Below are 14,208 nucleotides of genomic sequence, written 5' to 3'. Positions count from 1 at the left end.
GGCCGGGAGTCGGTCAGCCGTCCGCTTCGGCGCGGAGCCGGGCCCGCACGTCGGTGAGCAACTCGATCAGCTCCCGGCCCTCGGCCGGGGGGAGCGCCCGGAACCCGGCCGAGGACAACCGATCGGTCACCGCCTCGGCCCAGAGCCGACGCCGCACCAACGGCCCGACCGGCGGGTACGGCGGGGACCACCCGCACGCCGCCGCCCCGGCCTCCCCCTCCGGCCCGGCCAGTACGGCCTCCAGCGGTGTCATCCCGGCTGCCCGCACCGCCAGCAGGTAGGCCCCGACGAAGTGTTCCCGCAGCAGCAGCAGTGCCACGGCAGCGCGGGCCCCCTCGGTGTGCTCGGGCAGCGGCATGGCCCGCCAGGCCGCGAAGAGCGGCATGCCGGTCGCGTCGGCGGCGGCCACCACCCGTTCCAGCAGGGCCGTCAGCCGGGGTGTGTCGGGCAGGTCGTCGAGGTGCTGGGCACCCCACCGGCAGCACTCGGTCAGGTTCGCGGTGGCCACCTCCAACGGTCGGACCACCCGCACGGCGGTGTCCCACCCGTCGGCGACGGCCTCCGGGGCGAGGAACCCCAGCGCCGCCGCCACCGTCTCGGCGCGGATGTCACCCAACGCGCCGGCTCGCCCGGTGACATAGAACGCCCAGCCGGGAATGCCCATCGTCCTGGCCCGCCGCAGGGTCCCCGGGCAGCGGCTGAACAGCTCCCCCAGCTCCAGCACGGCGGGTTTGCTGCCGGCGGCGACCTGTTCCGGCGTCATCCCGACCGCCCGATGCACGCATTCATCGTGTTCAGTCTGCCCCCTCAGCGTCCGCCGTGGGGTCCGCCTCCTCGGCGTCCGCCGCCTCGATCACCCCCTCGACCTCCCCGGTGCGGCGGCGGGCAGCGGTGAGTGCCCGCTCAGCCGCCCGACGGGCCAGTTTGGCCCGGCTCAGCTCCTGTTCGGCGGCGGCCCGGCGGCGTTCCAGTTCGGCCAGTTCCCCCTCGATCCGGTCGAGCGCGTCGACACCCGCCCGCTCGGCCGTCGCCGCACCGTCCAGGTCCTGCTCCGCCTGCCGCTGGGCGGCCCGCGCCGCCGCCAACTCCCGGTCCAACGCGCGGCGACGCCTGGCCCGTTCGGCCTGGGCGGCCCGCGCCGCCACCCGCTCGTCACGGGCCCGTCGCGCACCGCCCTGGTCCGCCTCCCGCGCCGGTACGCGGCCAGCCGCCGCCCCGGCACCACCGGCCGCCGCCCCGGCACCACCGGCCGTCGTCCCACCCCCGGCCGCCCGCGCGCCACCACCAGCCGCCGCCCTGCCACCGGTCGCCTCCTCGGCGACGCCGCCGGTGACCAGCCGCAGCTGGGGGCGGGGCACCTCGCCGAACCCGGAGTGGTGCACCGCCCGCAGCAGCCGTCCGGACCGGACCTGCCCGGCCACCCCGGTGTCGGCGAGCGCGGCGTGCAGGGTGGCCTCGACCTCGGCCAGTGGTAGTCGGGTGGCCGGCGGTGCGTCGGGAATGTCGGCGACGATCCGGCGTACCTCGGTGACCAGCGCGGCGACCAGTTCCCGCCGCTGGGCGGACAACTCCCGCAGCCGGGCCCCCTCGAGATCGCGTTGGGCGGTGCGCAGCGCCTCGGCCAACGGCCCGAGGTCGGCGACCAGCTCGGGCCGGTCCAGGGCGAGCAGGTTCACCAGCCAGGCCGCCACCGTGGGCCGCTTCCATCCGGCGATCCGCCGGGCGGTGGCGACGTCCCCGACCCGGCGGGCTTCGGCGACGGCGGCGTCGCGGGCGGCCACGAACCGGTCGGGCGGGGTGCGGTAGAGCTGCCGGGCCAGCGTGGACTCGTCGACGGCCACGGCTCAGGCGTCGATCCGGCTGCCCGGCTCCAGCCGCTGGTATTCGGTGCGGGACAGCGCGGTGTACTGCCGGTCGAGCACGCCGTACCCGTTGTCGTTGAGCAGCGCGTCGTGCAGGGCGTACGCCCGGCGCGGGGCGACCGCCCGGATGAAGTCGACCACCTCGGAGAACTTCGACCAGGGTGCGTGGATCGGGGCGAAGAGCGTGTCCACCTCGACCCCCTCGGGGACGTACAGCGCATCGCCGGGGTGGTAGACCGTGCCGTCGATCAGGTAACCGATGTTGTCCACCACCGGGATGTCGGGGTGGATCACGGCGTGCCGGCCACCGACGGCGCTCACCGGGATGCCGGCGGCGGTGAACGTGTCACCCGGGGTGACCGGGGTCAGGGCCGCCGCGGCGTCGCCGAGGACGGCACCGAGCGCCGCCGGGCCGTACACCGGGACGGGTTCCCGGTCCAGCCGGCGGGCGAGCGCGGCCGTGTCGAGGTGGTCGGGGTGTTCGTGGGTGACCAGCACCGCGTCCGCCCCGTCCAGCGCCGCCGCCTCGCTGAACACACCCGGATCGACGACCAGCACCGCCCCGTCGCGTTCGATGCGCAGACAGGAGTGCGAGAACTTGGTGAGTCGCATCGTGACTCCTCGCTTATCGAATCGTGATGTCCTCAGCGCAGTCTGCCGGAACCGGGGCGGCCGTGCGCCGCGTCCGAGCTATCGCCCCGGAACCGGGGGGACGGACGACGACGGGAGCGGGGATGACACTGAGGACAGCGGCCGGTGGGGCGCGGGCCCTGGCGGCGATCGGGTTGGCGGCGCTGCTGCTGGCCGGGTGCGGGGCGGACGACCGCGACGGCAGTTCGGCCGGTTCCGCGCCGCAGGAGAAGGCGCCGGCGCAGGGGGCGCCGGGCGGCGCGGCGCCGGACCGCGACGCGGCGAAGGGACAGGCCGGTACGGGCGCGGCCGACCTGCGGGTCGACCAGCGCGCGATCATCTACACCGGAACGATGCGGGTGCAGGTCGACGACGTGGAGGCTGCCGCCCGGCGGGCCGTGGACGCGGTCACCGCCACCGGCGGGTTCGTCGGCGGCGACCAGCGTCGCAGTGTCGACGCGTCCGCCCAGGCGGAGCTGCAACTGCGGGTGCCGGCGGCGAAGTTCACCGCGCTCGTCGACGAGTTGGCCACCTACGGTCGGCAGCAGCGCCGGGAGATCCGTACCCAGGACGTCACCGAGGAGACCGTCGACCTGGACGCCCGGATCGTCACCCAGCGGGCCCGGGTGGACAGCGCCCGCCGGCTGCTGGCCCGGGCCGACACGGTGGCGGAGCTGGTCTCGTTGGAGAACGAGGTGACCCGCCGGGAGGCGGACCTGGCCTCGCTGGAGGCGAAGAAGCGTCGGCTGGCCGACCTGACCGCGCTCTCCACGATCACGGTGACCTTCGTCGGCCGGGACGCCTCGACGGCCGACGACGAACCGGCGGACCGGACCGGGTTCATGGTGGGCCTGCGCGGCGGCTGGACCGTCTTCCTCGCCTCGATGGGCGTACTGCTCACCGTGCTCGGGGCGCTGCTGCCCTGGCTGCTGATCATCGGGGTGCCCGTGACGGCGCTCGTGGTGGTGCTGCGGCGGCGGGGCCGGCGGCGGCAGCCCCCGCCGCCGACGGGTCCGGTCGGCGGGGGACGCGCACCGATGCCTGGTGGACCGGGCGGCGGGGGTCACCCGCCGGCTCCTACCGGGCCGCCGCCAGTGCCCGCAACGCGGTCTGCACCATGACGCGCACGCCGACCGGGATGGCCCGCTCGTCGACGTCGAAGGACGCCCGGTGCAGGTCCATGGTGGGGCCCCCGGCGCGGCCCACGCCGAGCCGGGCCAGCGCACCGGGGACGTGTTCGAGATACCAGGAGAAGTCCTCGCCGCCCATGCTCTGCGGGGTCTCCGCGATCCCCTCCGGGCCGAGCGCGGCGGCGGTGGCGGCGGTGAGGATGCCGATGGCGCGGGCGTCGTTGCTGACGGGTGGCCGGCCGCGCAGGTATTCCAGGTCGACGGTGGCGCCGGTGGGCGCGAGGACGTCCCGGACGACCTGAGCGACGATCTCCGGGGCCCGTTCCCAGGTGTCGCGGTCCATCACCCGCAGGGTGCCGGCCGCACACGCCTCGGACGGGATGACGTTGTACCGGGTGCCGGCCGAGGCGTGGCCGAACACCAGCAGCAGCCCGCTGTTGGCCGGCACCCGGCGGGTGACCAGGGCCGGGACCTCGGTGACCAGCCGGCCGAGCGCGTCGACCAGGTCGACGGTCAGGTGGGGGCGGGCGGTGTGCCCGCCCGGCCCGGTGAGCTTGACGGTGACGTTGTCGGCCGCCGCGGTGATCGGACCGACCCGCAGCCCCACCCGGCCCACCGGCTGGTTGGGGTCACAGTGCAGGGCGAAGATCTGCACCACGTCGTCCAGGCCGCCGGCCTCGATGACCTCCAGGGAGCCGCAGGGCAGGATCTCCTCGGCCGGCTGGAAGATCATCCGGACCCGGCCGTCGAGCTGGCCGGCGTCGGCGAGCTGGGCCAGCAGCATGCCGACGCCGAGCAGCACGGCCGTGTGCACGTCATGGCCGCAGGCGTGGCACACCCCGTCCACGGTGGACCGGTAGGAGACGTCCTTGACGTCGGTCAGCGGCAGGGCGTCGATGTCGGCGCGGAGCGCCACGACCGGGCCGTCGGGCCGCCCGTCGATGTCGCAGATCACCCCGTTGCCCTTGGGCAGCAGTCGGGGATGCAGCCCGGCGAGGGTGAGTTCCCGGGCGATCAGCGCCGCCGTCTCGAACTCCTCACCGGAGAGTTCCGGGTGGGAGTGGAGGTGGCGGCGGGTGGCGATCAGGCCGGGTACCCGCAGCGCGAGCAGGTGATCCAGATCGTGGGGCAGGGGCTGGGACCCGGACGGCGCCTCCGCCCAGGACGACGCCAGCTGGCTGCCGTTCGGCAGCGTCAACGCACTCGTCACGTCGAATTCTCGATCACTAGAAATGGATGGATCATCGGGGAGGACAGCAGACAGCCTAGACCTCCGACGGTGACGCTGCGCAACCTCGTTACGGTAGTGATCGGAGCGCACAGCGTCACGTAAGCCCTGGTGGGAGGGGTCGAATATCTGCGGGACAGCAGGTAGATCGCGGTCGGACGCCGTCATCTGCCCCCCACCTCCTACAACGCGTAACCGATTGGGCGGTCGCGAAATCGGCGTCGATCCGGGGCCGTCGTACCCGAATTGTCGCATTGGTCGCCCCGGGCGGCCGACAGTCCGACAATTAGCCGACGCCGCCGGGTGAGCAGCCGGTGCCCGACGGTGACACGGCGTCTCCGGGCCCGCGCGGACATGCTGTCCGTCCCGTCCACCCGTCCGGGTTTACCCACGAACCCCGCGCCGCACGCCCCGGCCACCCGAGCCGCCCCGCCGCCTGCCGGGCCGACCTGGCACACCACCGCAGGCTGTCACCGACGGTAGCCCCGGGCGCGTCGGCCTGGCGACCCCTAGCGGCCCCGACCGGACGACGACGGCGACCCCTGCCGGCAGCGGACTGCCGGCGGAGGTCGCCGTGCGGATCAACGTGGGGCCCGGCCCGCCCGCCGGGTCGCGGGCGGCACACCGGCCGGGTCGCGGGCGGCACACCGGCCGGGACCGCAGCGGTCGGACCGGGGTCAGAAACGGTCGCTCGGGCGGTACGTCCCCCAGACCTGGCGCAGCAGCCCGCAGACCTCACCCACCGTGGCCCGGGCCCGCAGCGCCTCCTTCATCGGGTAGAGCACGTTCTCGTCACCCTCGGCGGCGGCCCGCAGCTCGGCCAGCGCCCGCTCGACCGCCCCGGCGTCCCGCTCGGCCCGCAGCCGGGCCAGCCGCTCCGACTGGGTCGCCTCGATCGTCGGGTCCACCCGCAGCGGCTCGTACGGCTCCTCGGTGTCGATCTGGAAGCGGTTCAACCCGACCACCACCCGCTCCCCCGCGTCGATCTGCTGGGCGAACCGGTAGGCCGACTGCTCGATCTCCCGCTTCTGGAACCCGGCCTCGATCGCGTCCACCGCCGAACCGTGGTCGAAGACCCGGTCCATCAGGTCGTTGACCGCCGCCTCGATCTCGGCGGTCATCGCCTCCACCACGTACGACCCGGCGAACGGGTCGACGGTGGCGGTCAGGTCCGTCTCGTACGCCAGCACCTGCTGGGTACGCAGCGCCAGCCGGGCGGCCTTCTCGGTGGGCAGCGCGATCGCCTCGTCGAAGCTGTTGGTGTGCAGCGACTGGGTGCCGCCGAGCACCGCGGCGAGCCCCTGCACCGCCACCCGGACCAGGTTCACCTCGGGCTGCTGGGCGGTCAGCTGCACCCCCGCCGTCTGGGTGTGGAACCGCAGCATCATCGACTTCGGGTCCTTCGCGCCGAAGTCGTCACGCAGCAGCCGGGCCCAGATCCGCCGGGCGGCGCGGAACTTCGCGACCTCCTCCAGCAGGGTGGTGCGGGCCACGAAGAAGAACGACAACCGGGGGGCGAAGTCGTCGACCGCCAGCCCGGCGGCCAGCGCCGCCCGGACGTACTCGACCCCGTTGGCCAGGGTGAACGCGATCTCCTGCGCGGGCGTCGCGCCCGCCTCCGCCATGTGGTAGCCGGAGATGGAGATGGTGTTCCACTTCGGCACCTCCTTGCGGCAGTACGCGAAGGTGTCGGCGACCAGCCGCAGCGACGGCTTCGGCGGGAAGATGTACGTCCCCCGGGCGATGTACTCCTTGAGGATGTCGTTCTGGATGGTCCCGTTGAGCGCCGAGCCGGACAGGCCGTTCTCCTCGGCGACGAGCTGGTAGAGCAGCAGCAGCACCGAGCCGGGCGCGTTGATGGTCATCGAGGTGGAGACCTTGTCCAGCGGGATGCCGGCGAAGAGCAGCCGCATGTCCTCGATGGAGTCGATCGCCACCCCGACCTTGCCCACCTCGCCGCTGGCGATGGCGTCGTCGGAGTCGTACCCCATCTGGGTGGGCAGGTCGAAGGCGACCGACAGGCCCATCGTGCCGGCCTTCAGCAGCTGGTGGTAGCGCGCGTTGGACTCGGTGGCGGTGCCGAAGCCGGCGTACTGGCGCATCGTCCACGGCCGGGAGGTGTACATCGTCGGGTAGACCCCCCGGGCGTACGGGTACTGGCCCGGTTCGCCGAGGCGGGAGTCCAGCTCCGGGGGGAGGTCCGCAGCCGTGTAGACGCCCTTGATGGGGAACCCCGACTCGCTCGCCCGCGCTTCACTCATCCAGGGATGGTAGGACGCCCGGCGGCATCGGTGGGGTGAGGGATGGCGCACATCTCGGTTCGGCATCGGTCGACGGCAGGTGAACGGCCAGGTACACACCGTTCGGCATGGCGGTCGGTAGCGTCGGATAGGACAAAGGTCCGCCGCGTCGGGTTTCGCATCGGGCGTCGGAACCAGCAAGATAGAGACGTTGTGTCCCAGCCCCCTCGACTTTCCCGGTGGCTTTTCCTGTGACTCAGATCCCGACGTGGAGCGGCGGACCAGTGAGTCCTCCCAACGGACGCGCAGCACCCGGCACCATCATCGGCGGCCGGTACGAGTTGCGCTCCTCGGTGGGCAACGGCGGCATGGGCACGGTCTGGCGCGCGACAGACACCCTGCTGCGGCGCGACGTGGCGGTCAAGGAGGTCGTCCTGCCGCCCGGGCTGGCCCCCAGCGACCGGGACGCGATGTACGAACGCACCCTGCGCGAGGCGCGCGCCGCCGCCGCGATCCAGCACCCGGCCGTGGTCCAGGTCTACGACGTGGTCACCGAGGGTGGCCGGCCGTGGATCGTGATGGAGCTGCTGGACGCCCGCAGCCTCGCCGACATGGTGATCGAGGACGGCCCGGTGGCCGGACGCGCGGTCGCCAAGATCGGCATCGCGCTGCTCGGCGCGCTGGAGGTGGCGCACGCCAACGGGGTGCTGCACCGTGACGTCAAGCCGGCGAACGTGCTGATCTGCACCGACGGCCGCTGTGTGCTGACCGACTTCGGGGTGGCCCGGATGCCCACCGACGTCCAGCTCACCACCCCCGGGATGGTGCTCGGCTCGCCGCACTTCATCTCCCCCGAGCGCGCCATGGGGCAGGACTTCGGCCCACCCAGCGACCTGTTCTCCCTCGGTGTGACCCTCTACACGGCGGTCGAGGGGCGGCCCCCCTTCGACAAGGGCGACCCGATCGAGACCATGCACGCGGTCGTCGAGGACCCGCCGGCCACCCCGCAGCGCAGCGGCCCGCTGACCCGGGTGCTGATGGGCCTGCTGGAGAAGGACCCGGCCCGCCGGCTCGACGTGCACACCGCGCGGGCGATGCTGCGCGAACTGCTCGCCGGCCCGCTGACCAGCACGGCGACGGCGGTCAACTCGATCACCGACCCGTACTCGGTGGTGCCGGTGCAGCGCCCGTCGGGGCCGCCGGCCGTAACCGCGCCGCCGGCCGAGTCGAAGCCGAGCGGGCAGATCGGTGGCCGGGCGATGCTGGCCGCCGGTGAGTCGCTGACCGACCGGCTGGCGAAGCTGCGCCGGGGTGAACGCCCCGAGCCGGTGGCGACCTCGGCCGCCGCCCTCGACGACACCAGCGCCGACGCGTTCGCCGGCCCGCTGCACACCCCGACCGATGCGATGCCGGCATCGGGCGGGCCCACCGTGGACCCGCTGCCGACCCGCCCGACCGCCGGGACGTACGGCCGGCCGGAGGCCACCCAGCGGATCACCCCGAGCGCCGCCCCGGAGGCCACCCAGCGCATCGGTGGCGGCACCACCGACGCCACCCAGCGCATCGGTGGGCACCCGGACGCCACCCAGCGGATCGGCGCGGGCACCGAGACCAGCCGGTCCGGCTACGGGGCGGCGGAGCCGACCCAGGCCATCTACGGCGGTGGCGGTAACTCCGAGCAGACCCAGGCGGTGTACGGCGGACAGTGGTCCATCCCCGGCACCGGCCAGTCGTGGACGTCGCCACCCGCGCCGCCGGGCGGGGCCGACGGTGGCGCGCTCGGCCGGGCGAAGGGTGCCGGCGGTCGACTCGTCGGCACGGTCAAGGGCTGGCCGCGCAAGCTCCAGCTCGCGGCGGCCGGCGGCCTGGCCGTGGTGTTGCTGATCGGAGCGGTGGCGCTGTTCAGCGGCGGCGACCCGGAGCCGACCCCACCCCCGCAGGCCGGCCCGAGCGCACCGGCTGCCGGTGGCGGTGAGCTGCCGCCGATGCAGGAGCACAGCGCCCGGGGCATCCGGGTGAACGTGCCGAAGGGCTGGCAGAAGGCGACCGGCGGGGTCTACATCGACTACGTCGACCCGCAGGACAAAGGGCGCAAGGTCCGCATCCTCACCGAGAAGTTCGGCGGCTCCTCGACCCGTTGGGCCGAGGTGGCGGAGAACGGTCTACAAAACCGGACGAGTTCCTGCGCCAGGCCCTACGAGCAGCTGGCGATGGGCGAGAAGAACCTCGCCGGCAAGTCGGCCGCCGAGTTCGAGTACACCTGCGGCGACGGCGGCGACAAGCGGCACGGGGTGTGGCGTGGGGTGGTGCACGAGGGGAAGGTCTACTCGTTCTACCTCACCGCCAACGACGCCAAGTTCGCCGAGAGCAAGCCGATCTTCGACGAGATGGTCAAGTCGTTCCAGCTCACCGGCTCCAGCTGAGCCGGCTCGCGAGAGCCGACTGAACCGGCTCGTGGGGCGGGCCGGACCGGACCGCCCGGCAAGGTGATCCGGGTCGACCGGACCCGGTGATCCGCCGCCGTGCTATCAAGGGGCATGGTGGCGGAAAGCACTGACCTCGACCGGATGCGCGACCAGGCTCGACGCTGGCTCGACGACGACCCCGACCCGGCCAGCCGGGATGAGCTGCGGGCCGTGCTCGACCGGCTGCCGGCCAGCGCGCCGGAGCTGGCCGACCGGTTCGCCGGCCCGCTGACCTTCGGCACGGCCGGGCTGCGCGGCCCGCTGCGCGCCGGGCCGAACGGCATGAACCTCGCGGTGGTCACCCGGGCGGCGGCCGGGCTGGTCGGCTGGCTCGCCGCCGAGGGCGGCGAGGGTCCGCTGGTCATCGGGTACGACGCCCGGCACGGTTCCCGGGAGTTCGCCGAGCGCACCGCCCAGGTCGCCACCGGCGCGGGCCGGCCGGCGCTGCTGCTGCCCCGGCCGCTGCCCACCCCCGTGCTGGCGTACGCGGTGCGCAGGCTCGGCGGGGTGGCCGGGGTGATGGTGACGGCCAGCCACAACCCACCGCAGGACAACGGCTACAAGGTCTACCTGGGTGCCCAGCTCGGTGGGGCGCTCGGCGCGGGGGCGCAGATCGTGCCGCCCGCCGACGCCGGTATCGAGGCGGCCATCCGGGCGGTCGGCCCGCTGGCGCAGGTGCCGTTGGGGCCGCCCGGCCAGGTGCTCGGCGACGATCTGGTCGCCGCGTACGTGGAACGGGCCGTGGCGGTGATCGACGCGGGCGGGCCGCGTGACCTGCGGGTGGCGTACACGCCATTGCACGGGGTGGGGGCGGCGGTGCTGACGGCGACCTTCGCGCGGGCGGGTTTCCCGACCCCGGGGGTGGTGCCCGACCAGGCGGAACCGGATCCGGCCTTCCCCACCGTCAGCTTCCCCAACCCGGAGGAACCCGGCGCGGTGGACCGACTGGTGGCCCTCGCCCGGGCCACCGAAGCCGACCTGGCGATCGCCAACGACCCGGACGCCGACCGCTGCGCGGTGGTGGTCCGCGAGCCGTCGGGTGCCGTGGCGGGCCCGTCGGGTGCCGAGCCGGTGTCCTCGGGCACCGGGACGGGGTGGCGGATGTTGCGCGGGGACGAGGTGGGGGTACTACTCGCCGACCACCTGATGCGGCGCGGCGTCGACGGCCTGTACGCCACCACGATCGTGTCGTCGTCCCTGCTCCGGGCGATGTGCGCGGCCCGGGGCCGGGCGTACGACGAGACGTTGACCGGGTTCAAGTGGATCGTCCGGGCCGGGGGTGGGACGCCACCGCTGGCGTACGGCTACGAGGAGGCGCTCGGCTACTGCGTGGCCCCCGAGCACGTACGCGACAAGGACGGCATCACCGCCGCGCTGACCGTCGCCGAACTGGCCGCCGGGTTGAAGGCGCAAGGGCGCACCCTGACCGACCGGCTGGACGAGCTGGCCGCCGAGTTCGGCGTACACCACACCGACCAGTTGTCGGTCCGGGTGGACGACCTGCGGATCATCGCCGACGCGATGGCCCGGGTCCGGGCGGCCACCCCGACCACGCTGCTCGGTGCACCGGTCACCGAGGCGCAGGACCTGCTGCCCGCCGCCGACGTGGTGATCCTGCGTACCGCCGCCGCCCGGGTGGTGATCCGCCCCTCGGGCACCGAGCCGAAGCTCAAGGCGTACCTGGAGGTGGTGGAGCCGGTCGCGGACGGGGACGTGCCGGCGGCCCGCACCCGGGCGGCGGCGGCGCTCACCACGCTGCGCACCGAGATCGCCACCGCCCTCGGCATCTGACCCCGCCCACCACGCACCGCACCGCATTCCCCGCCACGCACCGCACCGCACCGCATTGCCCGCCACGCGCCGCGCCGCATTGGCCGCCCACGCACCGCGCCGCATTGCCCGCCCACGCGCCGCACTGCATGATCAACTCAATTTCCATGTTGTAGTGGCATCCGTCCCCCTCGGAGGCCACTACAACATGGAAATTGCGCGCCTCGCCCGCAGCCCGCATCCGGGCGGGCGAATTGGCGGTAAGGGCTCGACAGGTGGGTGGGAGAGGCGGTCGGCGGGACGGTTCGGGCAGCCACCTGGCCGCCACGCCCGACCGGCAACAGGGCCCGGCCACCCACCAGCACCAGCACCAGCACCAGCACCAGCAGGTCATACCGATCGCCTCGGGGGCGGGCGGTCGACCGGGACCGATCACCCACGTTCGCGGGATCGATCCACCCCCGGACCCCCCGTCGCCACGAATCTCACCTGGTGTCACACCTTGCTCACAAAGCGCTCGCGTGATTAGCATCAACACATCACTCTCACCATTTATCCGACGCCACCGAAATGCGTCCTCCCCGCTGTTGCATCGGCGGCGGCCCGTTGTTTCATTCAGGACGGAAAGGTGTTGCACGGTGCGTGAAACAAACAGTTCGACGGTGCCCCGACGGCAGCTCGGCAGGTTACTCACCCAATTACGGGAGGACGCCAGGCTCAGCATCGAGGCGGCGGCCGGGGAGCTGGACTGCTCACGACAGAAGCTCTGGCGCATCGAGCGGGGTCTGACGTCGGCCAAGACGCCGGACGTCCGGATGCTCTGCGAGCTGTACCGGGCCACTCCGGACCAGGCGAGCGTGCTGCTGGGGCTGGCCGAGGTGAGCCGGGCCGAGGGGTGGTGGCACGCGCACGGCAGCGCGGTGCCGTCCTGGTTCTCGCTCTACGTCGGCCTGGAGAACGTCGCCAGCAGCATTCGCTACTACAACGCCGAGCTGGTGCCGGGGCTGTTGCAGACCCCCGGCTATGCCACCGCGCTCTTCCAGCACAACCGGCCCGAGCTGGGCGAGGAGGAGCGAGGGAAGATCGTCAGCCTCCGAATCCAGCGGCAGGGGTTGCTGGCCCGGCGACTGCCGCCGGCCCCCTCGCTGACGGTGATCCTCAGCGAGGCGGTGCTGCGCCGCCCGGTGCCCGGCCGGTCGGTGATGGCCGACCAGCTCCGGCACCTGGTGGCCGTCGGTGAGCGGCACAACATCACGATCCGGGTGCTGCCGCTGGCCGCCGGGCCGCCACTGGCCGCCGAGGCCGGCACCTTCGTGCTGCTCGACTTCCCGCCCTCGGCGCTGGGCAGCCCGAGCGAGCCGCCGACCGTCTACGTCGAAGGGCTCACCGGGGCGCTCTACCTCGACCAGCCGGCAGAGATCGCCGCCTACGAGCGGGTCTGGAAGGGGCTAGATTCCCTCGCCCTCGACCCGGGACAATCGACCGAGCTGATTGATGCGATCCGGGGAGAGTGCCATGCCTGACCTGACCGACGCCCGCTGGCGCACCAGCACCCGCAGCGGTACCAACGGCGGCGAGTGCGTCGAGGTGGCCGACAACCTCCCCGGGATCATCGGCATCCGGGACAGCAAGGACCCGACCGGCCCCGCCCTCACCGTCCCACCCGCCGCCTGGTCCGCCTTCGTCACCGACCTCAAGGCGCACCGGCTCACCCACTGACGGCACTCACCGCCCCGCGCACCGAGACCGCCACCACCCTGGCCGTCTGCCGGCCCTGGGCACACACTCCGCACAGCATGATCGACTCAGTCTCCTGGTTGTAGTGGCATCCGAGCGGGATGGATGCCACTACAACCAGGAAACTGCGAGGCTCCCGCGCAACCAGCGGGGTCGCGTGTGGTGGCGGTCAGCTCACGGCGCGCTTGCCGAGTGCGTGGTCGACGGCCTGGCCGAGGGCGGTGACGACCAGGGCCACCGAGGGGCGGACCACCGACTCCTCCAGGCTGATCGTGCCGGAGAAACCGGCCCCGCCCGCGATCTCCTCCAGCCGCCGCCGGGCGTCCTGCGCCGCGCTGCCGGTCAGGCCGAGCGCCGGTTCCATCCGCAGCACCGCAACCAGCGTGGCCAGCGCCGCCGTCCGCTCGTCGGGCAACTGCTCGCCGGCCAGCGCCTCGGCCAGCCGACGCCGGCTGTCCTGCTCCACGGACGGGTCGGTGGTCGGGTAGCGGTGCACCACGATGAAGTCCAGCTCGGTCTCCTCGACGTCACGCACCACGCCCCGGTCGACCAGGTCGCCGAGGATGCGGTCACGCAGGCCGTGCCGCAGCCGCTGCACCCAGGAGGACGGGCTGTGCGGGGTGTCGGCGGCCATCCGGCCCAGCACCCCGTCCAGGATCGGTTCGCCGACCGGCGTCGGGTCGGTCACCACCAGGTTCCCGTCGACGTACGCGATCCGGCCGGCAAGGGCCAGCTCGACCAGGACGGCGGCGGCCATCCCCAGGTCGAGGCTGATCCGGGGCATGGTCGCCTTGCCGGATTCATCGTCATACGCGAGGAGCAGCAACTCCTCGGCCAGCGCAACACCAGTCATGGCCCGAGACGGTAGCGCCTGAACGCACCCCGCGCTCACCGACTCGCTCTGGGTGGGAAGGCAACCCCCGCGACCGACCCGACCACCCGCCAGCTCAGCCCGGAGACACCGGAGCTGGGCGGGCCGGAAACGGAGCATGCCGGCCGCAAGCTGAGCGAGGCAGCCGCCGCAAGCCGGGGCGAGGCATGCCGCCGCAAGCCGGGGCGAGGCATGCCGCCGCAAGCCGGGGCGAGGCATGCCGCCGCAAGCCGGGGCGAGGCATGCCGCCGCAAGCCGGGGCGAGGCATGCCGCC

The 14,208-nt window shown here is 73.5% G+C and carries 11 protein-coding genes; 5 read left to right on the top strand and 6 right to left on the bottom strand.

What is annotated here, in order from left to right; all coding sequences use genetic code 11:
• Positions 1–13: 13 nt before the first annotated feature.
• The 3 genes from AB0B63_RS17745 to AB0B63_RS17735 are packed head-to-tail and all read right to left on the bottom strand — an operon-like array spanning position 14 to position 2,474.
• Positions 14–763, bottom strand: coding sequence for a hypothetical protein (locus AB0B63_RS17745; RefSeq protein ID WP_357019968.1), 750 nt, complete (start codon positions 761–763; stop codon positions 14–16).
• 31 nt (positions 764–794) lie between these two features.
• Positions 795–1,841 carry a hypothetical protein gene (locus AB0B63_RS17740; RefSeq protein ID WP_357019695.1) on the bottom strand — a complete coding sequence of 349 codons (1,047 nt, stop codon included), beginning with the start codon at positions 1,839–1,841 and terminating at the stop codon, positions 795–797.
• A 3-nt stretch (positions 1,842–1,844) separates the two neighbouring features.
• The gene (locus AB0B63_RS17735) at positions 1,845–2,474 is read right to left on the bottom strand and encodes an MBL fold metallo-hydrolase (protein WP_208568615.1); all 630 of its coding nucleotides are present in this window, start codon (positions 2,472–2,474) and stop codon (positions 1,845–1,847) included.
• 122 nt (positions 2,475–2,596) lie between these two features.
• Here AB0B63_RS17735 and AB0B63_RS17730 point away from each other — a divergent pair, with 122 nt between their 5' ends.
• The gene (locus AB0B63_RS17730) at positions 2,597–3,613 is read left to right on the top strand and encodes a DUF4349 domain-containing protein (RefSeq protein ID WP_208568616.1); all 1,017 of its coding nucleotides are present in this window, start codon (positions 2,597–2,599) and stop codon (positions 3,611–3,613) included.
• Here the strand turns inward: AB0B63_RS17730 and AB0B63_RS17725 are convergent.
• Positions 3,570–4,832, bottom strand: a complete 1,263-nt coding sequence (locus AB0B63_RS17725) for an amidohydrolase (protein WP_208568617.1) — start codon at positions 4,830–4,832, stop codon at positions 3,570–3,572. The genes AB0B63_RS17730 and AB0B63_RS17725 overlap by 44 nt on opposite strands.
• Positions 4,833–5,527: 695 nt before the next feature.
• Positions 5,528–7,111 (bottom strand): methylmalonyl-CoA mutase family protein, encoded by a 1,584-nt coding sequence (locus tag AB0B63_RS17720; RefSeq protein ID WP_208568618.1) that lies wholly within the window; start codon positions 7,109–7,111, stop codon positions 5,528–5,530.
• A 230-nt stretch (positions 7,112–7,341) separates the two neighbouring features.
• Between AB0B63_RS17720 and AB0B63_RS17715 the strand changes: the two genes are divergently transcribed.
• The 4 genes from AB0B63_RS17715 (at position 7,342) to AB0B63_RS17700 (ending at position 13,044) form a co-directional block, all read left to right on the top strand.
• Positions 7,342–9,513, top strand: coding sequence for a protein kinase (locus AB0B63_RS17715; RefSeq protein ID WP_357019964.1), 2,172 nt, complete (start codon positions 7,342–7,344; stop codon positions 9,511–9,513).
• Positions 9,514–9,627: 114 nt separating this feature from the next.
• Complete coding sequence (locus AB0B63_RS17710; RefSeq protein ID WP_357019689.1) at positions 9,628–11,346, top strand: phospho-sugar mutase; 1,719 nt, start codon at positions 9,628–9,630, stop codon at positions 11,344–11,346.
• A 617-nt stretch (positions 11,347–11,963) separates the two neighbouring features.
• Positions 11,964–12,848, top strand: coding sequence for a helix-turn-helix transcriptional regulator (locus tag AB0B63_RS17705; RefSeq protein WP_357019686.1), 885 nt, complete (start codon positions 11,964–11,966; stop codon positions 12,846–12,848).
• Positions 12,841–13,044, top strand: coding sequence for a DUF397 domain-containing protein (locus AB0B63_RS17700; RefSeq protein ID WP_357019683.1), 204 nt, complete (start codon positions 12,841–12,843; stop codon positions 13,042–13,044). Before AB0B63_RS17705 ends, AB0B63_RS17700 begins: the two co-directional genes overlap by 8 nt.
• Positions 13,045–13,231: 187 nt before the next feature.
• Here AB0B63_RS17700 and AB0B63_RS17695 read toward each other — a convergent pair whose 3' ends face one another.
• Positions 13,232–13,915, bottom strand: coding sequence for a GPP34 family phosphoprotein (locus AB0B63_RS17695; RefSeq protein WP_208568622.1), 684 nt, complete (start codon positions 13,913–13,915; stop codon positions 13,232–13,234).
• Positions 13,916–14,208 lie beyond the last annotated feature (293 nt).

The sequence above is a fragment of the Micromonospora sp. NPDC049081 genome (genome assembly GCF_040648835.1).
In the GTDB taxonomy this organism is placed as follows: domain Bacteria; phylum Actinomycetota; class Actinomycetes; order Mycobacteriales; family Micromonosporaceae; genus Micromonospora; species Micromonospora antibiotica.
The sequence above is the reverse complement of the archived record's forward strand: the minus strand, read 5'-3'. Positions and strand labels throughout refer to the sequence as shown.